The organism is Gluconacetobacter entanii (genome assembly GCF_013155425.1).
GTDB lineage: Bacteria > Pseudomonadota > Alphaproteobacteria > Acetobacterales > Acetobacteraceae > Novacetimonas > Novacetimonas entanii.
Genome location: NZ_JABJWD010000066.1, coordinates 25,392 through 46,699, shown reverse-complemented (window position 1 = coordinate 46,699; position 21,308 = coordinate 25,392). Strand labels below are relative to the sequence as shown.

The window sequence follows — 21,308 nt, the reverse complement described above, 5'->3', positions numbered from 1 at the left end:
GGGAAAACATATTGTTTTTATGCTCTGACCCAAGATTGTCATGCTTTGCTGGACGACGCTTGCTTGACAGGTTATTGCAGCATCGTTAGCTAGCGCCTGCACCCATCGGGAGGTGCGAAAATGGACACGGACAAGGATCCATCCGGTACGTCCTTTGACCAACGCCTGCGCGCGGCACAGACCCGGCTGGAAAAGCCGGGGAAGGCAGCGCAGGAGAAGGACACGGGACGGGGGTTTTCGGAACTGGGGCTGATGCTCCGGGCGGGAACCGAACTTGTGTCGGCCCTCATCGTGGGGGTGGGCATCGGCTGGGGTCTGGATCACTGGCTGCACCTGCGGGCGGTGTTTCTGGTTCTGTTCTCGCTTCTCGGCGGTGCGGCAGGTGTGCTTAATGTCTGGCGTCTTGTCAGGCCCGGTGCCATAACGGATGGCGATTCGGGTTCCTGACGGGGAACCGGGCAGAGATATTTTAGGGAAGAACGAAGTTGGCGGCCGGATCATCCATCGACGCGCTCGGTCAGTTCGAGCTCCATCCAGTTCTGGGCGCCCTTGGGGAGTCCCTCAGGTTCAGCCAGTCGCCGCTGATGATGATCATCGCATCCGTCATCGTGCTGGCGTTCCTGTATATCGGGATGCGGCCCGCCGCCGTGGTGCCCGGTCGCCTGCAGGCCGCGGCCGAGATGTGCTACGACTTCATCTACAACATGGCCGTTGACACGATCGGTTCTGAGGGACGTGCGTTCTTCCCGTTCGTGTTCACCCTGTTCTTCTTCATCCTCGCGGGCAATTACCTCGGCCTGCTGCCCTTCTCCTTCGCCTTCACCAGCCATATCGCCGTGACCCTGGCGCTGGCGCTGATGGTGTTCTGTCTCTCGATCATCGTGTCGCTCAAGGTGCAGGGGGCGAAGTTCTTCGCCCACTTCATGCCCGCCGGTGCGCCCAAGGCGCTCGCGCCGCTGCTGATCCCGATCGAGATCCTTTCTTTCCTTTCCCGTCCCGTGAGCCTGTCGATCCGTCTGTTTGCCAACATGGTCGCCGGTCACGTGATGTTCGACATGTTTGCCGCCTTCACGATCATGCTGGCTGGTCTGGGCCTGTTTGGCGATGTCATCGCCGTGGGACCGATCGTCATCAATGTCGCGCTGATGGCTCTCGAATTGCTGGTGGGTGCGCTGCAGGCCTATGTGTTTGCCATCCTCACCTGCATCTATCTGCGGGAGGCCGTGGCCCACTGAGGGCCACCATCCCCCGTCATTTCATCCAGAACGTCTGAAACAAGGAAAAACTGACATGGATATCGCAGCAGCCCGTGAAATTGGTGCCGGTATCGCCGTTATCGCCCTCGCTGGCGTGGGCATTGGCCTGGGTAACATCTTCTCCACGCTGGTCAGCAGCATCGCGCGCAACCCGTCCGCACGTCCGCACGTGTTCGGCCTCGGCATGCTGGGCTTCGCCCTGACGGAAGCCGTCGCCCTGTATGCGCTGCTGATTGCGTTCCTGATCCTGTTCGTCTGATACAGGAGGGGTGCGTGGTGCGTTCCACGGTGTATAAAAACATCCGCAGGGTGGCGTCGCGCGCGGCGGCACCCGTGCTGGCCCTGCCATTGATGGCCATGGTTGCACCTGGCGCACGCGCCGAGGGCATGCCCCAGCTTGATTTCGGCAATCCCTACGTCATCGGTCAGGTGGTGTGGGGTGCGGGCATCTTCCTCATCCTTTACCTGCTGCTGAGCCGTTCGGCCCTGCCGAAGGTCGAAAAGGTCCTGAGCCTTCGTCGCCAGACGATCGAGAATGACCTTGAGATCGCGCACAAGGCCAAGGCCCGCGCCGATGACGCGGTGGCCGAACTTCGCCAGGCCCGCAAGGACGCCATGGCGGAGGCGCAGGCCAATGTTGACAAGGTCGTGGAAGAAGCCCGCGCCGCTGCTGAAAAGCAGACGCAGGAAATGAATACGCGACTGGGTGCCGAAATCCGTGAGGCGGAAGCCCGCGTCGCCCTTGCCCGTGAAACGGCGCTGGGGTCTCTGCGGCAGATTTCCACCGATACGGCAGAAGCCCTGATCCATCAGTTATCCGGCACTTCGGCCCCTCTGGACGTGGTGACGTCCAAGGTTGACGGTGCCGCGACGGCCCGTGGTTTCTAATGGGCCCCCTCTACAGACAGGTCCGTAGTCATGTTGCATGAGCCCCGTTTCTGGTCGGCTGTCGCCTTCTTCCTGTTCTTCATCCTGTTCGGCGCGAAGCTGTGGCGTCCGCTGAGTGCGGCGCTCGACGCCCGCGCCCAGAAGATCCGCGCCGACCTTGACGAAGCCGCGCGCCTGCGCCGCGAAGCGGAGCAGATGCTCGAGGACGCGACGCGGGAGCGTGAAGCCGCACTGGCGGAAGCCCGTGAAATGGTCGAACATTCCCTGCAGGAAGCCGCCCGTATCGCGGCACAGGCCCGTCAGGACGCCGATGACATTGCGCGTCGTCGCGAACAGATGGCCCGTGACCGTATTGCCGCCGCCGAGCGTGGCGCGATCCGTGAGGTGCGTGAAGCCGCCATCGATATCGCGATGCAGGCCACGCAGGAGACTCTGGCGGGTTCACTGACGGCCGATGGGGACAAAACCCTGATCGACAACGCCATTTCGGGACTTCCGTCGGCCCTGTCCCGTCGCGCGGCCTGAGCCGGACGGCGGAACGCTGAGTTCTTCGGTTCCCCATACGGACGGTAATCCCGTCCTGTCCATCGTATCGGTCGTTCTTGACGAAGCGGCGAACATTCGCCCCGTCTGTCAGGAACTGGCCGATGCCTTGACTCAACTGCCCCCTGCCGAAGTCATCTTTGTCGATGACGGCAGCACCGATGACACGGTTGCCATCCTGAAGGCCGTCCGGGCCGAAGGCATCCTGCCGCAACTCCGAATCCTCTCCCACGATCGTCGTCTTGGCAAATCCGCGGGATTGCGCACGGGGATCGAGGCGGCGCGCGGGAAATGGATCGCAACGCTTGATGGTGACGGGCAGGACAATCCCTTCGAATTCGTCCGCATGCTTGAACTGGCGCAGCAGGCCCCCGGTCGTGCGCCTCTGGTGGTCGGCGTGCGGGCCAAGCGGCAGGATCGGCTGTCGCGGCGGCTGGCGACACGTTTTGCCAACGGGTTGCGCAGCCGCCTGCTGCAGGATGGGTGTCCCGATACGGGGGCACCGCTGAAGCTGTTCCTGCGGCAGGATTTTCTTCGCCTGCCACAGTTCGAGGGACTGCATCGTTTCCTGCCTTCGCTGATGGGGCGTCATGGCGTGCCGCTGGTCTGCACGCCGGTCGGCCATCGCAGCAGGTTGCACGGGCAGTCGAAATACACGAACCTCAACCGGGCGCTGGTCGGGATTCGTGACGTTCTTGGTGTCATGTGGCTGAACAACCGCGCCAGGATCCCGGACCACATTACCGAACGCTGAGAGGGCGGTGCGATGACACGCCTGACGCTGCGCCATTATATCATTGTCGCTGTATCGATTTTCGTCCTGTTCCTGCCCGGCCGCGCATCGCTGCCGCCGCTGGACCGGGATGAACCCCGCTATATGGAGGCAACGGCCCAGATGCTGCACAGCGGCGATTACGTCGATGTGCGTTTCCTGGACCAGCCCAGATATCTGCAACCGGCGGGGATCTACTGGCTGGAGGCCGCAGCCGTCAGCCTGACGGGCATGCGCGATGCCCATGCGACGTGGCCGTATCGTATCCCCTCCCTTCTGGCGGTGACGGCGGCGGGTGTGCTGACGGCATGGATGGGGGCGGCCCTGTTCGGTCCAGTTAGCGGTCTGCTGGCTGCGGCGTTGCTGGCGGTATCGGTCCTGATGACCGCCGAAGGGCGCATGGCGACCATCGACACGACATTGCTGCTGTCGATCCTGCTGGCGCAATGCGGGTTGCTGCGGGCCTATCTGGACCGCGAGCGTGACCTGCCGACCCCGTTGGCGGCGGCATTGCTGTACTGGACGGCACTGGGATGCGGGCTGATGCTCAAGGGGCCGGTGGTCCTGATCCCCGGTTTCGGCACGCCGATCGCCCTTGCCCTGATTGAACGCCGGACCGACTGGTGGCGTCGCCTGCGTCCGGCATGGGGCTGGCTGGTGATGCTGGCGATTGTCGTGCCGTGGTGCGTGGCCATTGGTGTGGTCAGCCATGGGGATTTCTACAGCCGCGCGGTGGGACACAATTTCCTTGGCAAGGTGGCCAGTGGTCAGGAATCCCATGGACTGCCGCCGGGCTATCACCTGCTGGCCTTTGCCATTGCATTCTGGCCCGGTTCCCTGTTCGCCGCGATGGCGCTGCCTTTCGTGTGGCAGCAGCGGCATCAGCCGCCGGTGCGGTTCCTGATCTGCTGGATCGTGCCGCACTGGCTGGTGTTTGAGGCCATCGCGACCAAGCTGCCGCATTACGTGCTGCCGACCTATCCCGCCATCGCCATCCTGACGGCGGCGGCGATCGTGAGCATGCCCGAAGGCTGGCGGTGGCCGCAGTCCCTGTGGGGGCGGGGGCTGCTGTCGGCCTATGGCGTGATCTGGTTTGGCGTGGGCTCGGTCCTGGCGCTGGCGGGTCCGGTCCTGCTGTGGCGGATGGAGGGGATCATGTCCCCCGCCGCCATGACGATTACGGCGGGTGCGCTGCCGCTTCTGATGGCGGCGGCATTGCTGCTGGTGCGTGGCGCGGTGCTTCAGGCCGTCATGGCGTCGATTGCGGCGGCCGTCATCATCCATGTCGGCCTGTTCCTTGCCGTCATTCCCAAGCTGGAGACGATCTGGCTCAGTCCCCGGCTGGCGACACTGGTGGCGGAGCATCGTCCCTGTCCTGCCACGATGGTGGCGTCGGTTTCGGATTCGGAGCCGAGCCTTGTCTTCCTGCTGGGGCAGGATACGAAGCTGATGCGGCCGGAACTGGCGGCGGGTTTCCTGCGCCAGTATGGGAAATGCGCACTGGTACTGGTGGGGTCAAAGGATCTGCCTGCATTTGAAGGCGGGCTGGAACATGATGACCTGCGTGTCCGGCGACTGGGGATGGCCAGTGGGCTGAACTATTCTACCGGGAAGCATCTGGAGATCGGGCTGTATGGGTTGCAGCCGTAGGATGAAGTTTTTTTACGAATAAAAGTTTTTGAGTGCCGCCTTTTGATCGAAAAAGGCGGCGTCTTTCGAAGCTTTTTGAAAAAAGCTTCACCAAAAACTTCTTTATGAATCTCTGAAGCTCGCGAAACAGATTTCTTCTATGAATAAAGGTTTTCTGGTTCTTTTTTGCAAAAAGAACGGAAAGCCAGCCGACAGGTCACACTGATGTGCCACCCTGCATGGTTGACGCATCACCGGATTTCCCATCATCTGCACCAACCGGGGTGTCCGCGATGCGGGCTGAGATCACACCCGTTGAACCTGACCTGGGTCATGCCAGCGTAGGGAGAACAAGCATCATGCCGGACCTGCCTCCGCCATGCTGGCTTCCCCGTGCTGCCCCTGTTCGGTTTTTGCCCCGGACGGATGCACGAAGGGATGCGCGATGATGAAGGCCATACTGTTACGGATTGCATGTCTTCTCATCATGATGGGCGGGATCGGCAGCGCCCATGCCACTGACGCGCCACGTCGTGTCAGCGTGATCCTGGACTGGTTCCTCAATGCCGATCATGCGGCACTGCTTGCCGCGCAATATGATGGGGCGTTCGCGCGGCATGGGCTTGATGTCCACCTGATCGCACCGGCCGATCCGGGGGCGGCACCGCGTCTTGTGGCGGCGGGGCAGGCGGACCTTGCGGTGTCTTACCAGACGCAGCTTGGCATGCTCTCGGAACAGGGGATTCCGCTGGTGCGGGTGGGGACGCTGATCGACACGCCGCTCAATACCCTGATCGCCGCAGGGGATGTCCATTCCCTTGCCGACCTGAAGGGGAAGGTGATTGGCGTTTCCCTGTCGGGCGCGGATGATGCGGTGCTGGCGACCATGCTGTCTACCGTTGGGGTCGGGATGGGCGACATCCATCAGGTCAATGTCAATTTTCAGCTTGAACAGGCGCTGATGTCGCATTCCGTCGATGCGGTGATGGGGGCGGTACGGACCTATGAACTCATCGACCTGAAACAGAAGGGTATGACCGTGACTGCCTTCTTCCCTGAGGAGCATGGCGTGCCGCTGAATGATGAACTGGTTTTCCTTGCGGCACGGGATCACATACGCGACCCGTGGGTGCGTGCGTTCATGGCGGCGCTGGAGGAGGGGACGAATACGCTTCTCAACCACTCCGACGAGATCCTGTCGAAGGCGATTGCCGATCACCCGGAACTTGATACGTCGCTCAACCGGGCGGCATGGCGTGAAACCCTGCCGCGTCTGGCGAAGCAGCCAGCGTTGCTCAATGCGCGGCGGTATCGCGCATTCACGGCGTTCCTGCGCGCCCATGGCGTCATCAGCCATGATGTCGCGCTGGAAACCTATGCCGTTGATCCCTTTGCACTGGTGCCAGCGACAACGCCGTAGACAGAAGAATAAAAGTTTTTGGTGAAGCTTTTTTCAAAAAGCTTCGAAAGACGCCGCCTTTTTAAAAAAAGGCGGCACCCAAAAACTTTTAATATTTTCAGTATTTTAAAAATGCGTCTTAATCCACCTGCGTGTATTTGTGCGGCAGGAAGGTCGTGACCCGCAGGCCGTGCCACGCGACGATGCTGTCGCCAAGGAACATCGCCAGCGAGCCAACCGTGCACATCAGCGCGTTGCCGAACATTAGCACCAGCCACCAGGCGCTTGCGGAATCACGTACGCTGCCGACAAACAGGGCGAAGGCCGACCCACAGGCCGAGGCACCGCCCACGCCAGCGAACAGGATGGCCGCATCAAGCAGCAACGTGCGGTAATGCAGGTGCCGCAGGCGTTGCATCAGCATGTGGCGGTCACTGTCGTCCTTGTCATTATCGCCCTTGCCATCCGTATGGGTGGCGGCATCGAGTTTGTCGCGGATGCTTTCGATATGGTCGCTGACACGGGCAAGGCGCGTGTTGAACAGGCCAAGCAGCGTGCCAATGCCCGACAGCATGAAAACCGGCGTCAGCGCGGTCTGGATCAGGTGGGTGGCGCCGTCAATGGACTCATCGGGTAAAAGGCCGGGAAGAAGGGTCACGAACGGGGGGTGCTCCAGTCTTGGCTTGGGGTGTCAGGAAGGGGCGGATTGTGTGGCTGTGGCGCGTATCGTCAAGAGGGAAATGTTGCGATTTCGGTCTGATTGCTGCCGGAAATAGCCATTTGCGCCTATGTCATGGACAGGAGGATGCCTGCTGCTGATAAAACGGACGGCCTCTGGTATGGGAGGGGTCTGCATATCGCCAGACACGGGAAAGGATGCCATGTCACACAACTATGCTACCCCCATGACGCCGGAAAAACGCCTGGCGCGTGTCCTGTCGCGTATTCCCGCCGACTGGTCGATCAGGGTCGAGCGGACGCCGGGGGAAGGGGATGCGATGTCGTGGCGTGCTGCCGTCGGCCCGCAGCAGGCAGGACAAGAGATGGAATGGTGCACTGGGCACGACACGATGGTCGATGCGCTGGAAGCCGCATGGCGACATGCACGGCAGCAATAGTCACCGTTTCAGAAGCCAGATCATCAGAAGAAAGTTTTTGGTGAAGCTTTTTTCAAAAAGCTTCGGAAGAACACCGCCTTTTTAGAGACAAGGTGGCACCCAGAAACTTTTACTTTTTATCAGGAAGTTATTTCCAGACGCGTTTCCGGCGGACAACGCATGTCACGGTCATGCGATCAGGGATCGGCAGGCGCGTGGATATGGGGTATCTGCCGCCCACGACAACAGAAGTGCCACCTTATGGCACGCAGGAGGATAGAGTGCGGGTGCTGGTCACCGGAAGCGCGGGCTTCATCGGATTCCATGTGGCGCGTCGCCTGCTGGAGGAAGGGCATGACGTCATCGGTATCGATGGCATGACGTCCTATTACGATGTTGCGCTCAAGCGGCGTCGCCATGCACTCCTTCGCGCCCATCCGCGTTTTGTCGCCCATGAGATCATGCTGGAGGATCGCGCGGCACTTGCCCGCGTGGTGGAGGGCGCGCGGATCGGCACCATCATTCACCTCGCGGCGCAGGCGGGGGTGCGGTACGGCGCGCACCGGCCCGATACCTATATCGACAGCAATATCGTCGGCACGTCCAACCTGCTTGACCTGGCGCGCGGCATGACGCTGGACCATGTGCTGTTGGCTTCCACCTCGTCCGTCTATGGTCCCGCAACCGATCTTCCCTTTGCCGAGACCGAACGCTGCGACTATCCTATCAGCCTGTACGCCGCGACCAAGAAGGCGACCGAGGTGCTGGCCCATTCCTTTTCCCACCTGTCGGGCACGCCGGTGACAGCGCTGCGGTTCTTTACCGTGTACGGGACATGGGGCCGACCCGACATGGCGCTGTTCCTGTTCGTCGATGCGATCCTGCGGGGACGTGCGATCGACGTGTATGGCAATGGGCAGATGGAGCGTGACTTCACCTATATTGATGACGTGGTGGAATCCGTCCTGCGCCTGCTGCCCTGTGTGCCGGTCAGTGGAGATGTGGCGACGGGGTGCAGTCCGGTCGCGCCCTATCGCGTGGTCAATGTGGGCAACGGGCAGCCCGTGCCGCTGATGGATTTCGTCCACGAGATCGAAACATGCCTTGGCCGGACCGCCCGGATCAACTTCCTGCCGATGCAGCCGGGGGATATGAAACGGACATGGGCCGACGCCTCCCTGCTGGAACGCCTGACGGGTTTTCGCCCCCAGACGCCGCTGCAGGCGGGGGTAGAGCGTTTTGTGGCCTGGTACCAGGATTATTACGCCCGGCATGACGGATGAAGATGCAGGGCAGGTTCAGGAAATACAAATCACACGATTGTTTGTACACACGATTGTTTGAACAGATTTGTGCGATCTGTAGTTTCACTGCAACTGTCCAAGTTAAAATCAGCGTTGAAATCACATTTTCATGATGCCGATTTTAACGCCTCCGGTTCCCTTTTTCCGCCCCTGAATTCATGGGGCGTTTTTCGGGTTTTGTCCTAACGTACTGATTTCACGGTACATGACAAAACGTGAAAACAATAGTTTTTACATGGAACTTCTTTATGCCGCGCATATATCGCGTCCGGTTGGGTGACAGTGCGCGCACAGACAGTTGATGTACCTGATTCGTGGCATCAACATCTGGTGTGGTGGTGGGAACTTTTACGATTCAGGCGGGACAGAATTTTCCACCGGAAGGATGCGGCATGGCCATGGGGCGCGCCGGGGGCACCATTGACCCATCGGATCATATCCAACAGAAATGCCCTGAAGCGGTCACCCGGTAATATTCAGGCAAAGTGCACGGAAGGAACGATCAGATGTCGGCGAGAAGGTTGGCCAGAATAGGGGCCGTTGTCGTTCTGACCGCCAGTGCCGGGCATCTGATGGAACCGCGTGTGGCGCGGGCCGATGATTACAGCGATCTGCTCGATATCCTGCGTGCCAAGGGTAGCCTGACCTCCAGCGAGTATAAGGGACTGCTGGCCAAGCATCTGAGCCACGCGCGCGCCGATGCTTCCGCCGCGCGGGGCAGTCGCATGGCCGCGACGACCCGCCATGTGTCGCCCGCGCGCCCGGCGGCCCCCGGAACGCCGGACAATCCCATCCATACCGTACTGCCCGGTGATGTCGGCATCGGTGGCGCGGACGAGACCGCCGACATGGTGACGCAGGCCCGTGCTGCAGCGGCCTCCGCCGCGCAGAGTGCGGAGGCCGCGCGCACCGCCATGCTGTCGATGCAGCCCGGCGGCCCGTCCTATGGCGAGGGGTTCGTGCGGATGGAGAAATACGTCCCCGGCAAGGGCCTGACCTTTGACGCCGGGCCGGTCAAGATCAACCTGTCGGGCTTCGTCAACGGGTTCTATACGTTCAACAGTCCGGGCCGTGGGGGTACCGTCAATGGCGGGGTGTCCACCGGGCCGAACGGGTTTGACTCCTCCTCGCTGCGTAACGGCCTGCTGCCTGCGGGCCTGATCCTGAAACTGTCCACAACGCAGGCGGGCATCGACATGTCCGCTGTCATGGGCATGTATCCGGGCATCGACAATAACAAGCCCGGCGCGATGAACGCCAACTCCGGCGGCAGTTCGGTCGGCCTTGGCACCGCGGGCATCGATTTTCGTCAGGTGTTCGTGACGGCGGGCACGAAATCGTTCGGCACGATCAAGATCGGTCGTGACCTCGGTATCTTTGGCGGTGACGCGATCCTCAATGACGCGACCCTGCTGAGTGTCGGTTCCACCGGCAGCAATACCCAGCCGGGCAATACGTCGCTTGGCCGTATCGGTGTCGGTTACGTGTATGCCGACTGGATCCCGCAGATTTCGTACCTGTCGCCCAAGATCGCCGGTTTCCAGGGGAATATCGGTATTCTGGAGCCATTGGATGAGTACAATTTCGCGGGCGACAACCTGTCCGCCGGATCGACGCAGCACAGTTCGCCCATGGTGCAGGGCAAGGTTACCTATGACTTCAAGATCGGGGGCCTGACGGGTCGCATCTGGGCCAGTTTCCTGACGCAGCACCAGCAGGACCTGACCCGCACCCAGACGACGACCGTGACCACTGCGCTGCGTGAGGTCACGACCGGCGGCATGGATGGCGGGATCTACAACATGGTCCAGACCACCACATCCACCGTGCCGGTTTCCGAAGGGGAAAAGCGCGGTGTGACGGCGGAAGCGGGCGAAATCGGCACCAAGCTGACCTATGGCCCGTTCCAGGGCGTGGCTTACTACTATCGCGGCAGCGGCCTTGGCACGACGGGCCTGTTCTTCGACGGTGTGGCGTCGAACGGGCACAAGCGTGCGTCCGAAGGCTACTATCTGCAGGGGATGTATAACGTCACCAAGAAGATCAAGCTGGTCGGAAGCTATGGTGTCAGTAACCTTTACGAAGCGCGGGGCGAGAATGATCCCAGCCTTGTCGCGCGCAACGAGTCCGAAGTCGGTGCCCTGTTCTACAGCCTGACCGACTGGCTCAACATCGTGGGTGAATATGCCCATACGGAATCGAAGGCGCATGGCCCGGCGCGCGCAACCGACAACACGGCCTCGGGTGGTGCCATCCTGCTGTTCTGATGCCGGGTAATACGCTGAAATCATAAAAGTTTTTGGGTGCCGCCTTTTGATCGAAAAAGGCGGCGTCTTTCGAAGCTTTTTGGAAAAAGCTTCACCAAAAACTTTTATTTGTTATCAATGCACTGGTTTTGAGCATTCCCAAAGCCCCGCCGGACATGGCGGGGCGTCCCTTCTGTTAAACGTGCCTGAAAGCAGGTAGAAGACCTGATCGCTGCGGCATACCCACGTCAGGATGCGTGATGGGAAGGGAGAAGGGGATGAACGGTCCAGAGATCGTGCAGGGGACGGACCAGCAGTCCGAAACCGGCATCATTGCGTGGATCGACCGTCGCCTGCATGTCGTCCGGTGGTTCCGGGCCGAGTATGTGGATTACCGCATGCCGCGTAACCTGAACGGATTGTGGAATTTCGGCGCGATCCTGTGTGTTGTCCTCATCCTGATGCTGGCGACGGGCATCTTCCTTGCCATGAACTATACCCCTGCCGCGGCCAGCGCCTTTGCGTCGATCGAGGTGATCGAGCGTCAGGTGCCTGCCGGCTGGCTGCTGCGGGCGCTGCACATGACGGGGGCCAGCCTGTTCATGGGGGCGCTGTATGTGCACCTGTACCGGGGCCTGTATTACGGGTCATACAAGGCCCCGCGTGAGATCCTGTGGCTGACGGGCCTTGTGCTGCTGGTCATGACGATGGTGACGGCCTTTGCCGGGTATGTCCTGCCCTGGGGGCAGATGTCGTACTGGGGTGCTGACGTGGTGGGCAAGGCGGTCGGTGCCATTCCCGGCATTGGCCCCGGGCTGGAACATGTGATGGAGGGCAGCGACGCGCTGGGCGATGTGTTCGTCCATCGCTTCTTCGTGCTGCATTTCGTGATGGCGTTCGCGATCGTGGGGATCGTGGGGCTGCATGTCGCAGCACTACATATCTCGGGCTCCAACAATCCGCAGGGCGTGGAACCGGCAAAGCCTTCGGACACGGTGCCCTTCCATCCCTATTACAGCAGCAAGGACATGGTGGGTCTGGTGTTGTTTGGCATCGTGTTTGCCGCGCTGGCCTTCCTGTGGCCGGACCTGCTTTCGGAACCGGCGAACTATCGTCCGGCCAATCCGCTGCATACGCCGACCGATATCGAACCTGAATGGTATTTCCTGCCGTTCTACGGCATCCTGCAATCGGTGCCGTCAAAGTTCGGGGGACTTGTCGCCTCCGCCGGGGCGGTGCTGGTCCTGTTCGCGGTGCCGTGGCTGGACCCGTCGCCCGTGCGCTCCGCCCGGTTTCGCCCGCTGTGCCGTATCGGCCTGTTCGGGCTGGTGGTAGCGTTCGTGTTGCTGGGGCTTGTCGGACGGCATCATGCGGCGGGGGCGTGGATGATCGCGGGACGGTGCGCCACGCTGTATTATTTTGGCTATTTCCTTGTGCTGCTGCCGTTCGCGCCGCGTTTCGAGAAGACGCGGTCGCTGCCGTCTTCGCTTTCCTGAGGCATCCGGACTCTGCCCGGATCCGGCAGGAGCCACAGGCCTCTGTACCCCGGTTCGTTCAGGTCATGGTTTCCAGAGGTCCGTGACCTTTGGCCGGTCAAGGGCAGTGCCCTTGCCTTCCGGGTGAGGGATATGGTTTGCGCCCTGAGGAATGTGATATTCCCTTTCCGTTATGGCCATCTGCGGATATGAAATCCAGATGACAGACGATACCGACAATAGCGCAACGCCTGCGTCAGGCGGTGGACGGCGTGATTTTCTGGGTATGGTGACGGCCGCGACTGCCGTGACCGGGGCAGGGGCATGTCTGTGGCCATTCCTGCAGAGTCTGGCGCCCCGAGACAGCGCGGCGGCGCATATGCCGGTGAACGTCGATATTTCGCGCCTGCCCCCAGGGCAGCAGATTGTTGTGACATGGCAGGGGCGGCCCGTTTTCGTCACCCACCGTACGCCACAGGCGCTGGCGCGGATGCAGCAGGCGGACCTGACGCGTCGCCTGCGTGATGAACGTTCGTCCGACCGGCAGCAGCCGCCTTACGCTACCAACTGGCATCGTTCCATCGTGCCGGAATATGGGGTTGTGGTCGGGATCTGCACACATCTGGGCTGCATCCCGGCCTATCGTCCCCTGCCGGAGGGGACAGGTGGCGATGACTGGCCCGGTGGGTACGCCTGCCCGTGTCATGGGTCGATGTTCGATCTGGCAGGGCGTGTGTTCAAGGGGGCGCCCGCCCCTTACAACCTGCCGGTGCCTCCCTATTCCATGGCGACACCCACCACCATCCGGATTGGGGCGAACCCGGATGGGCAGGATTTCGATTTTGGGACCATCCTGCAGATTTAAGGGACTGTCTGAAAACGCCCCGTCTGTGAAAACAGTAAAAAGTTTCGGGTGTCGCCTTGTTTCAAAAAGGCTTCACCAAAAACTTCTAACCGTTCGGGCTGTTGTCGGGGCGGCCTTACTGCCCTCCGGCGATGGCGTACAGAGTGCGGCCCAGTTCGGTCTTGATCATCCGTCCGGCCCAGTGGCGCAACTGTTCCGCGTCGATATAGCCCATGCGGAATGCAACCTCCGCCGGAGATCCGATGAGCATGCCCTGACGTGACTGGATGGTCTGCACGAATGTGCCAGCCTGGATCAGGCTGTCGGGCATGCCCGCGTCCAGCCATGCACAGCCCCGTCCCAGAGGTTCCACCCGTAGCGAACGTTCCTGCAGGTAGATCATGTTCAGGTCCGTGATCTCCAGTTCGCCACGAGGCGATGGAGCCAGGCGGGACGCGAATTCGCAGACCCGTGCGTCATAGAAATACAACCCCGTTACGGCCCAGTTGGATAGGGGGGAGCGGGGCTTTTCGACAATATCCATCGCCGTGCCGTCAGGCGCAAAGGAAACGACGCCATAACGTTCAGGATCACGTACCTGATAGGCGAAAACCGTAGCCCCGTGTTCCAGTCTGGCGGATTTCTGCAATATCTGTGCCAGATGGTCGGCAAAGATCAGGTTGTCGCCAAGGATCAGCGCACAGGATGCGCCATCGATCCAGTCCTCGGCGATGATGAATGCCTGCGCGATGCCATCGGGGGTTGGCTGTTCGCGATAGGAAAAGGAAACCCCGTACTGCGACCCATCGCCCAGCAGGCGGCGGAACTGTGGCAGATCCTGCGGGGTGGAAATGACCATGATGTCGCGGATACCTGCCAGCATCAGCGTCGAAAGCGGGTAATAGATCATCGGTTTGTCATAAACCGGCAGCATCTGCTTGCTCGATGCCAGCGTCATGGGATGCAGGCGTGTTCCTGATCCGCCCGCCAGCACGATGCCCTTGCGTGGCGGGTGGGATGACTGTGCGTTGGTCATGACATCTCCAGTGTCGCCGCCTGCCCAAGGCGTTGTCCCGCGTAACGTTCCTTGCGGATGGCCTGCCACCATGATGCGTGATCCAGGTACCATTGCACGGTCCGGCGCAGTCCCTGTTCGAAATCGTGGCGCGGACGCCATCCCAAGGCGTTTTCGGCATGGGTGGGATCAATTTCATAACGGAAGTCATGGCCGGGCCGGTCATGGACATGCCGGATCAGGCGTTCATGCCGACCTGCCGGATCGGGGCGCAGTTCATCAAGGATGGCGCACAGGCTGGTCACGACCTGCATGTTGGTGCGGGGCTGGCGCGCGCCGATGGCGTAGGTCTCGCCCGGCTGCCCATGCTGGAGTGCACGCACCAGTGCTTCGGCATGGTCTTCCACGAACAGCCAGTCGCGGATGTTCTGCCCCGCGCCATAGACCGGCAGGGGATCGCCCATGATGGCGTTTATGATCGTCAGCGGGATCAGTTTTTCCGGAAAATGCCAGATTCCGTAATTGTTTGTCGTGTTCGTGACGAATGTCGGCAGGCCATAGGTATGATACCATGCCCGGACCAGATGGTCGGAGGAAGCCTTGCTGGCGGAATAGGGACTGCGCGGGTCATAGGGCGTGGTTTCGGTGAAGGGCGGATCGTGCGGGGCCAGCGCGCCGAATACTTCATCAGTGGAAATATGATGGAAGCGGAAGCGGGCCTGCGCCGCCCTGTCCAGCCCCTGCCAGTAGTGCCGCGCTGCATCAAGCAGCACCGATGTGCCGACGATATTGGTCCTGATGAAGGTGGATGGCATGTCGATGGAGCGGTCCACATGGCTTTCTGCGGCAAGGTGCATGACCGCATCGGGGCGGTACTGCGCGAACAGGCGCGCCATGGCCGGGGCGTCGGCGATATCGTGCCGTTCGAAACGGTAACGCGGGCTGGCGGGTGCATGTTCGAGGGCCTGTGGGCTTGCGGCATAGGTCAGGCAATCGACATTGACGATTTCATGCCCGGTATGCCGGATGACGTGTCGCACCACTGCCGATCCGATGAAGCCGCAGCCACCTGTCAGGAGAATACGCATGTATATGACCGCATGTATTTATATATTGTTAAGAAGTGTAGAATAGTGATTGTGTGAATTGAGTAATTCAAAGCGGGATATGATCTGCTTCATTATCCCAGAATTGATAACATAGGGTTACCTTTTCCCGTTGCAGGCGGAAATTGCGTGTATGACCCAAGGAATTTCGCCGGATGCATGTCGAAAAACTGACCATTCCCGATATCCTCCTGATCACGCCTGCCCGTTTCGAGGATAGTCGCGGATATTTCACCGAAACCTTCAATGCGCCACGTATGGCGACGCATGGCCTGACGCTGCCGTTCGTGCAGGATAACCAGAGTCTGTCGCGGCAGAAGGGCGTCGTACGCGGCCTGCACTGTCAGGCGCCGCCGCATGCACAGGGAAAACTGGTGCGCTGCACGCAGGGGGCGATCTGGGACGTGGCGGTGGACATCCGCATCGGGTCGCCGACATTCGGGAAATGGGTCGCCGCGACCCTGACGGGAGAAAATGGATCGCAACTGTGGATTCCACCGGGTTTCCTGCACGGGTTTTGCACCCTGTCCGATGACGTGGTGGTGCAGTACAAGTGCACCGATGTGTGGAACCGCGAAAGCGAATGCGCGGTGCTGTGGAATGATCCCGCACTCGCGATCGACTGGCCGGTCGCGCCAGGCGACGCCATCGTGTCGGACAAGGATGCTGCCGCGGGGGATCTGTTGTCCGTTTCCGGTATTTTTACCTTCGGTGAATGACCATGAACGATGGCAGGCAATATTTCCCCGGCACCGTCCTTGTAACGGGAGGCCACGGGCAACTGGCACATTCGCTTGGCAGGGTCGGCGGGGACGATATTCGCGTCGTCGGACGGCCAGAGTTCGATTTTGACCGGCCCGAGACGGTGGATATGGTCATGGAGGCGCACATGCCGGCCATTGTCATCAACACGGCCGCATGGACGGCAGTGGATGCGGCCGAGCAGGATGTGGCAGGCGCGATGCGCGCCAACCGTGATGGGCCGGCGTTGCTGGCGCGTGGCTGTGCCCGGCGGGAAATTCCCTTCATCCATGTTTCCACGGATTATGTCTTCAACGGTCAGAAGGGAACGCCCTACCGCGAAACCGATACCGTGGATCCCCGCTGCGTCTATGGCCTGTCCAAGGCGGAGGGGGAGGCTGCAGTCCTGGCCGCGCATGACCGTTCGATCATATTGCGCACTGCGTGGGTCTATTCCGCGCATGGCCGTAATTTCGTGCGTACGATGCTGAAAGCGGGGGAAACGCGGCCGGAATTACGTGTGGTGGGGGACCAGTTCGGCAATCCCACCAGTGCGGATGACCTGGCATCCGGCATCATGGATATCGTGGCGCGACTGCGGGCCGGGGGATGGCATGCGGGGTATGGTGGTATCTTTCACGCCGCGGGCTATGGGGGGGCATCGTGGTATGATCTGGCCAGCGTGGTCATGGACGAAGCCCACGTGCTGGGACGGCCGCGTCCGGGGATTGTGCCCATCGCAACAGCAGACTGGCCGACGCCTGCCTATCGCCCGGCCGATACACGACTGGATACGCAACGGTTGTATGAGGTTTTCGGTGTCAGGCTGCCGGACTGGCGCGAGAGTGTGCGTACCGTCGTGCGTCAGGCATGTGAGACCGAGGCCGCCGGGTAATGCGTAATCTCCTTAAAACGTAAGGAAGTTTTTGGCGAAGATTTTTTCAGAAAGCTTTGCAAGGCATCGCCTTTCCGGAAAAAGGCGACACTTTTTTCATGCGGTCGTAAGGTATTCAATCGCCCCGCCATAGATATGGTACAGCGAACTTGCCGGCATATGGTCGGTAAGGGCCACGCCATGCACGTCAAGGCGGTCAATCCACCCCCCACGCAGTCGCGCAGGTGCGTAATTTTCAAAGAAAAGCCTGCTCTGACGTTCAATGAAACCTGCCGCTTTCGTATCCCCGCCGCGGGCACGACGGGCGAGAATGCGCAGGAATTCGGTCTGCGGCCAGATGCGTGTCGATTCCTCCAGCCGGACGCCATTTTCGGTAATGGCGTCACAGACGGCAAGCGTATCGGCATCCACCCCATGGGCCAGCGCCGTCTCCGCCAGTTTCTTGCTGGCATGCACGATGGCGGTGATATCGGGATCTGCGGGGGCAAGGCGGGCGAATTCGGAGAAAAGCCACGACCATTCGAACAGGTGCCCTGGTTCGACGCGGTTATGTCCTGCCGCCTGAAGCGGCTCCCACGCACTGTCAAAGAATTCAAGCAGCATCCCGGTGCCGGGAAGGATGAAGTGCTTCAGCGCCAGCGCAACAAGACGCCGTGCGTAATCAAGGTAGAAACTGTCGCCCGAGACATCGAACAGGACAAGATAGGCTTCCAGCAGATGCATATGCGGGTTCTGGCGATGGATGCTGTCCGCCGGCGGAACGGTATCGCGGTATCCCCCCTGTTGCGTCAGGAAAATCTGGTCGATTTCAAGCGTGGTTTCACGCGCAACGGTCAGGTATGCGGGATCGTGCGACACCCGGTATGCCCAGCCATAGGCGAACAGGATGAAGGCATGGGCATACAGATCGCGTCGCCTGTCGGCAGGACGTCCGTCTGGCCCAAGGGAGAAAATCCAGCCCGGGGCACCGTCGCTGCGCCGGTAACGGCGTTCGACTTCGTGCAGGCATTCAAGGGATTGGGCCGCCGTCTTGCAGAAACCATCCAGTTCCGCACGGCAGTAGGTCGAAACCTGCCGTGCCTGCACCATCAGGCGCAGTTCCGGCAGCTCTATGGGCTGGTGTTCAAACGTCAGGCGTTCATGAAACAGACGACGCCCGGAATCAAACCCTATACCAGCCCACAGGGGAAGCGCGCTCTGTGACAGCCAGAGACGCCATGTATCGTGCGGCAATGCAATACCTCTTTTTTATTTCTTATTCTTGTTTATGGAGTCCACGGCTGCCGTTATTGCGAAACGGGGGTGTTTTCGCAACTGGAGTCGGCAGGTGTCCGCGCTTTCTTGACCAGCGATGATGTCGAACGTCCCTGCACGATGTCAACCAGCGCGACGCGGCCGCCATACTGCTTTACAAAATCGCCGCCCACCACCTGATCTTCGGTATAGTCGGCACCCTTGACCACCACATCCGGACGCAGCGTCATGATGGTCTCAAGCGGTGTTTCCTCGTCAAACAGCACCACGAGATCGACATCGCGCAGTGCGCCCATGACGGTCGCGCGGGCGATTTCGTCCTGGATCGGGCGGCTGTCCCCTTTCAGGCGCTTGACGGAGCGGTCCGTATTCAGCGCGACGATCAGTTTGTCCCCTTCGTTGGCGGCGGCGCGGATCAACTGGATATGGCCGGGATGGATCAGGTCGAAACAGCCATTGGTGAAGACGACCTGCGCGCCATGCCGATGCCAGTTGGCGACAATGTCCTTTGCCTGTTCAAGCGGGACCAGCGCGCCAGCATCATTCATCTCGCTCTGCAGTTCCGCGCTCAGTTCCGCGCGTGAGACTGTCGCGGTGCCAAGCTTGCTGACGGAAACCGCCGCCGCCGCCGCCGCGATCACCACCGCCGTCTCCAGCTTCTGACCTGCCGAAAGGACGCTTGCCACCGTTGCCAGCACCGTATCGCCCGCCCCCGATACATCGCTGACTTCGGAGCGGCGGGCCGTGACATGCAGGCAGTCCCCCTCCTGCTGCCACAGGGTCATGCCATCTTCGGAGCGGGTCAGCAGCACGTCGCCGCCGAACTGCTGCGATGCGGCCTGCGCCGCCGCCTCTATCTGCTTTTCCGTTTTCAGCGGCAGGCCCGTGGCCCGCGTCATTTCCGAACGGTTGGGGGTTACAAGAGTCGCCCCGCGATAGGCTTCGAAAGTGGTACGCTTCGGATCGACAATGACGGGGATGCCCTTTTCGCGCGCTGCCCTGATCACGACCGCCAGAACTTCATCCGACAGCACGCCCTTGGCGTAATCCGAACAGACCAGCACGTCGGCATTGCCAAGCGCCTCAAGCGTCGCCGCGATCAGCTGTTCCGGCGTTGTGGGGGACAGGGTGCCCACCTGCTCTTCGTCGATGCGGACGATCTGCTGCTGCCCGCTGAGAATGCGGGTCTTGGTGATGGTGGTCCATGCCGGGTCCTTGACGAAGCTGAGTTCGACATCCGGCCAGGGGGCCATGACCTCACGCAGGGTATCGGCAGCCCGGTCCGCGCCCACCACACCGATCAGGTTCACCTTGCATCCCAAGGCGGCGGCATTGGCGGCCACATTGGCGGCCCCCCCCGGCACGGTTATGCGATGGGAATGAAGCAGAACCGGCACGGGAGCCTCTGGCGAGATCCGGTTGACCGATCCAAAGACATACTGGTCAACCAGAAGGTCCCCAATGATGCAGAGGCGACCAAATTTAAAATTCTCAATCATTCCAGGATCACATATTCAGGGATTCAGCACGGGAGGAGAGCAGTAGCGGGCGTATAAAAGCGTCGAGATCGGTGCCCGTAAAGAGATATCCGGGCATACCAGCAGCCTGTGCCGCCTGTATGTCCGTCGTCCGGTCGCCGATCAGGAAGGAAGCGGCGCGGTCGATGCCGAGATCCCTGATCGCACGTTCGATCATGCCGGGCCGTGGCTTGCGGTCCGGATGGTCCGCCCGGTAGCGCGCGACCGTAGCATCAGGATGATAGGGACACAGGTAAAACGCATCGATATGCGCCCCCCATGGACGGAGCTGTTCCTGAATGTGCGCGTTGAAGGCCTCGGCATCCGCTTCTTCGTACAGGCCCCGGGCGATGCCGGACTGATTGGTGACGACAACGGCCAGCCGGCCACTGGCGTTGATGCGGGCAATGGCCTGGGGAGCATGCGCGATGAACTCAAAGTCTTTGATACGGTGGGGATAGCCCACATCGACATTGATGACGCCGTCACGGTCCAGAAAAACGGCTGGCTTCATTACCCTCAAAGACTCCACTGGATAGACATAGAAAATCTAGCATATGCAAAATCCACATGGAAACAAGAAACGTGGAGGACAGGCTATTATGCGGACCTGCCGGCTGGCGGCATGACTCATGCCATCCAGCAGGCAGAGAGATAATGGAACCCGTGCCGCATTGGTTCAAAGGCTGTTTGAGAATAACCTTCCGGGGCCTGTTGTGGGTTGCCCGTAATGGCAGTCCATGGCGGGATCTGCCGATGTATTTCGGACACTGGAACTCGGTTTGCACGCGTTGCAGAGACTGGACGAAGGCCGGGGTTGTCCAGAAGATTCTCAAAGCCGTCCCTGACGATGCAGGCATGGAATATGCGATGGTGCGACGGCACGGTGGTCCGGGTTCACCGCCACGGCAAGGGCGCAAAAGGGGGACCGAAAAACAGGTGATCGGACGTAGTGTAACAGGATGGTCCACCAGGATCATCACCATGACTGACGTCCTGGGCAATCTGGTCCGCTTTACGCTTATCCCCAGCCAGCATTACGACACGGTCGGGGTTGCGCCCCTTCCTGAACCGCCGGATTTGGGGGCTTCCTGCCGACAGGGCGTTTGACGTCCACCGGATCGCAGATGCCCTACGTGCGCAAGGCGTCTGGGAGGTCATTCCCCAGCGCAGGAACCGCCTTGACAGGCGCCCGTTCGATAAAGCCCTGTTCAAAGCGCGGCATCTTATCGGAAACTTCTTCTGCAAAATCAATCAGTTCAAGCGCATTTCCATGCGGAGGGACAAGACAGGCAGATCATTCGCAGCCATGATCCATCCTGTCGCC

General features: G+C 60.7%; 22 protein-coding genes and 1 riboswitch. Of the genes, 16 read left to right on the top strand and 6 right to left on the bottom strand.

Going from position 1 to position 21,308, the window contains the following annotated elements; all coding sequences use genetic code 11:
* The first annotated feature begins 120 nt into the window (after positions 1 to 120).
* From HNH97_RS12115 to HNH97_RS12080, 8 genes are all read left to right on the top strand, one after another.
* Positions 121 to 447: an AtpZ/AtpI family protein gene (locus HNH97_RS12115; RefSeq protein ID WP_171791042.1), complete on the top strand. Its 327-nt coding sequence runs from the start codon at positions 121 to 123 to the stop codon at positions 445 to 447.
* A 38-nt stretch (positions 448 to 485) separates the two neighbouring features.
* The gene (locus tag HNH97_RS12110) at positions 486 to 1,235 is read left to right on the top strand and encodes a F0F1 ATP synthase subunit A (protein ID WP_110095961.1); all 750 of its coding nucleotides are present in this window, start codon (positions 486 to 488) and stop codon (positions 1,233 to 1,235) included.
* Between the two features lie 55 nt (positions 1,236 to 1,290).
* A complete protein-coding gene (locus tag HNH97_RS12105) occupies positions 1,291 to 1,515 on the top strand; it encodes an ATP synthase subunit C family protein (protein WP_003616715.1) in 225 nt (74 codons plus the stop codon).
* Between the two features lie 14 nt (positions 1,516 to 1,529).
* Positions 1,530 to 2,144, top strand: coding sequence for a F0F1 ATP synthase subunit B family protein (locus HNH97_RS12100; protein WP_110913372.1), 615 nt, complete (start codon positions 1,530 to 1,532; stop codon positions 2,142 to 2,144).
* Positions 2,145 to 2,174: 30 nt separating this feature from the next.
* A complete protein-coding gene (locus HNH97_RS12095; RefSeq protein ID WP_110913373.1) occupies positions 2,175 to 2,669 on the top strand; it encodes a F0F1 ATP synthase subunit B family protein in 495 nt (164 codons plus the stop codon).
* A gap of 16 nt (positions 2,670 to 2,685) precedes the next feature.
* Entirely contained in the window at positions 2,686 to 3,441 is a 756-nt protein-coding gene (locus tag HNH97_RS12090) for a glycosyltransferase family 2 protein (protein ID WP_171791050.1), read from the top strand.
* 12 nt (positions 3,442 to 3,453) lie between these two features.
* Positions 3,454 to 5,109 carry an ArnT family glycosyltransferase gene (locus tag HNH97_RS12085; RefSeq protein WP_171791041.1) on the top strand — a complete coding sequence of 552 codons (1,656 nt, stop codon included), beginning with the start codon at positions 3,454 to 3,456 and terminating at the stop codon, positions 5,107 to 5,109.
* Positions 5,110 to 5,358: 249 nt separating this feature from the next.
* A riboswitch (TPP riboswitch) is annotated at positions 5,359 to 5,453 on the top strand.
* Positions 5,454 to 5,536: 83 nt separating this feature from the next.
* Entirely contained in the window at positions 5,537 to 6,508 is a 972-nt protein-coding gene (locus HNH97_RS12080; RefSeq protein ID WP_171791049.1) for an ABC transporter substrate-binding protein, read from the top strand.
* 118 nt (positions 6,509 to 6,626) lie between these two features.
* On the opposite strand, the gene HNH97_RS12075 is transcribed toward HNH97_RS12080, so the two are convergent.
* Positions 6,627 to 7,145, bottom strand: coding sequence for a DUF2721 domain-containing protein (locus HNH97_RS12075; protein WP_110913375.1), 519 nt, complete (start codon positions 7,143 to 7,145; stop codon positions 6,627 to 6,629).
* A gap of 223 nt (positions 7,146 to 7,368) precedes the next feature.
* Here HNH97_RS12075 and HNH97_RS12070 point away from each other — a divergent pair, with 223 nt between their 5' ends.
* From HNH97_RS12070 to petA, 5 genes are all read left to right on the top strand, one after another.
* Entirely contained in the window at positions 7,369 to 7,605 is a 237-nt protein-coding gene (locus tag HNH97_RS12070) for a hypothetical protein (RefSeq protein ID WP_171791040.1), read from the top strand.
* A 260-nt stretch (positions 7,606 to 7,865) separates the two neighbouring features.
* Positions 7,866 to 8,867 (top strand): NAD-dependent epimerase/dehydratase family protein, encoded by a 1,002-nt coding sequence (locus HNH97_RS12065; RefSeq protein WP_171791048.1) that lies wholly within the window; start codon positions 7,866 to 7,868, stop codon positions 8,865 to 8,867.
* 527 nt (positions 8,868 to 9,394) lie between these two features.
* Complete coding sequence (locus tag HNH97_RS12060) at positions 9,395 to 11,155, top strand: porin family protein (protein WP_171791039.1); 1,761 nt, start codon at positions 9,395 to 9,397, stop codon at positions 11,153 to 11,155.
* Positions 11,156 to 11,412: 257 nt separating this feature from the next.
* Positions 11,413 to 12,630 (top strand): cytochrome b, encoded by a 1,218-nt coding sequence (locus HNH97_RS12055; RefSeq protein ID WP_171791038.1) that lies wholly within the window; start codon positions 11,413 to 11,415, stop codon positions 12,628 to 12,630.
* Positions 12,631 to 12,829: 199 nt separating this feature from the next.
* A complete protein-coding gene (gene petA / locus HNH97_RS12050) occupies positions 12,830 to 13,474 on the top strand; it encodes a ubiquinol-cytochrome c reductase iron-sulfur subunit (RefSeq protein ID WP_171791037.1) in 645 nt (214 codons plus the stop codon).
* Between the two features lie 115 nt (positions 13,475 to 13,589).
* On the opposite strand, the gene rfbA is transcribed toward petA, so the two are convergent.
* Positions 13,590 to 14,489 (bottom strand): glucose-1-phosphate thymidylyltransferase RfbA, encoded by a 900-nt coding sequence (rfbA, locus tag HNH97_RS12045; RefSeq protein ID WP_171791036.1) that lies wholly within the window; start codon positions 14,487 to 14,489, stop codon positions 13,590 to 13,592.
* Positions 14,486 to 15,556, bottom strand: a complete 1,071-nt coding sequence (gene rfbB / locus HNH97_RS12040) for a dTDP-glucose 4,6-dehydratase (protein WP_171791035.1) — start codon at positions 15,554 to 15,556, stop codon at positions 14,486 to 14,488. Before rfbB ends, rfbA begins: the two co-directional genes overlap by 4 nt.
* A gap of 173 nt (positions 15,557 to 15,729) precedes the next feature.
* Between rfbB and rfbC the strand changes: the two genes are divergently transcribed.
* Both rfbC and rfbD read left to right on the top strand, forming a co-directional pair.
* Positions 15,730 to 16,293, top strand: a complete 564-nt coding sequence (gene rfbC, locus HNH97_RS12035) for a dTDP-4-dehydrorhamnose 3,5-epimerase (protein ID WP_171791034.1) — start codon at positions 15,730 to 15,732, stop codon at positions 16,291 to 16,293.
* Positions 16,294 to 16,295: 2 nt separating this feature from the next.
* Positions 16,296 to 17,210 (top strand): dTDP-4-dehydrorhamnose reductase, encoded by a 915-nt coding sequence (gene rfbD / locus HNH97_RS12030; RefSeq protein ID WP_171791033.1) that lies wholly within the window; start codon positions 16,296 to 16,298, stop codon positions 17,208 to 17,210.
* Positions 17,211 to 17,306: 96 nt separating this feature from the next.
* Here the strand turns inward: rfbD and HNH97_RS12025 are convergent, their stop codons facing one another.
* Genes HNH97_RS12025 through HNH97_RS12015 form a run of 3 tightly spaced genes read right to left on the bottom strand, consistent with a single transcriptional unit; the run spans position 17,307 to position 20,495 of the window.
* Positions 17,307 to 18,443 (bottom strand): AGE family epimerase/isomerase, encoded by a 1,137-nt coding sequence (locus tag HNH97_RS12025; RefSeq protein WP_171791032.1) that lies wholly within the window; start codon positions 18,441 to 18,443, stop codon positions 17,307 to 17,309.
* A 53-nt stretch (positions 18,444 to 18,496) separates the two neighbouring features.
* The gene (gene rfaE1, locus HNH97_RS12020; RefSeq protein WP_110914515.1) at positions 18,497 to 19,963 is read right to left on the bottom strand and encodes a D-glycero-beta-D-manno-heptose-7-phosphate kinase; all 1,467 of its coding nucleotides are present in this window, start codon (positions 19,961 to 19,963) and stop codon (positions 18,497 to 18,499) included.
* Positions 19,964 to 19,970: 7 nt separating this feature from the next.
* On the bottom strand, positions 19,971 to 20,495 hold the full coding sequence (locus HNH97_RS12015) for a D-glycero-alpha-D-manno-heptose-1,7-bisphosphate 7-phosphatase (protein WP_171791031.1): 525 nt from the start codon (positions 20,493 to 20,495) through the stop codon (positions 19,971 to 19,973).
* 143 nt (positions 20,496 to 20,638) lie between these two features.
* On the opposite strand from HNH97_RS12015, the gene HNH97_RS12010 reads away from it, so the two are divergent.
* A complete protein-coding gene (locus HNH97_RS12010; protein WP_171791030.1) occupies positions 20,639 to 21,091 on the top strand; it encodes a transposase in 453 nt (150 codons plus the stop codon).
* The last annotated feature ends 217 nt before the right edge of the window (positions 21,092 to 21,308 follow it).

Coding starts and splice junctions, on each gene's coding strand:
- HNH97_RS12015 (WP_171791031.1), bottom strand. CDS start 20,495: ATGAAGCCAGCCGTTTTTCTGGACCGTGACGGCGTCATCAATGTCGAT.
- rfbD (WP_171791033.1), top strand. CDS start 16,296: ATGAACGATGGCAGGCAATATTTCCCCGGCACCGTCCTTGTAACGGGA.
- HNH97_RS12095 (WP_110913373.1), top strand. CDS start 2,175: ATGTTGCATGAGCCCCGTTTCTGGTCGGCTGTCGCCTTCTTCCTGTTC.
- HNH97_RS12055 (WP_171791038.1), top strand. CDS start 11,413: ATGAACGGTCCAGAGATCGTGCAGGGGACGGACCAGCAGTCCGAAACC.
- HNH97_RS12080 (WP_171791049.1), top strand. CDS start 5,537: ATGAAGGCCATACTGTTACGGATTGCATGTCTTCTCATCATGATGGGC.
- HNH97_RS12070 (WP_171791040.1), top strand. CDS start 7,369: ATGTCACACAACTATGCTACCCCCATGACGCCGGAAAAACGCCTGGCG.
- rfbA (WP_171791036.1), bottom strand. CDS start 14,489: ATGACCAACGCACAGTCATCCCACCCGCCACGCAAGGGCATCGTGCTG.
- HNH97_RS12010 (WP_171791030.1), top strand. CDS start 20,639: ATGGAACCCGTGCCGCATTGGTTCAAAGGCTGTTTGAGAATAACCTTC.
- HNH97_RS12060 (WP_171791039.1), top strand. CDS start 9,395: ATGTCGGCGAGAAGGTTGGCCAGAATAGGGGCCGTTGTCGTTCTGACC.
- rfbB (WP_171791035.1), bottom strand. CDS start 15,556: ATGCGTATTCTCCTGACAGGTGGCTGCGGCTTCATCGGATCGGCAGTG.
- rfaE1 (WP_110914515.1), bottom strand. CDS start 19,963: ATGATTGAGAATTTTAAATTTGGTCGCCTCTGCATCATTGGGGACCTT.
- rfbC (WP_171791034.1), top strand. CDS start 15,730: ATGCATGTCGAAAAACTGACCATTCCCGATATCCTCCTGATCACGCCT.
- HNH97_RS12115 (WP_171791042.1), top strand. CDS start 121: ATGGACACGGACAAGGATCCATCCGGTACGTCCTTTGACCAACGCCTG.
- HNH97_RS12085 (WP_171791041.1), top strand. CDS start 3,454: ATGACACGCCTGACGCTGCGCCATTATATCATTGTCGCTGTATCGATT.
- HNH97_RS12105 (WP_003616715.1), top strand. CDS start 1,291: ATGGATATCGCAGCAGCCCGTGAAATTGGTGCCGGTATCGCCGTTATC.
- petA (WP_171791037.1), top strand. CDS start 12,830: ATGACAGACGATACCGACAATAGCGCAACGCCTGCGTCAGGCGGTGGA.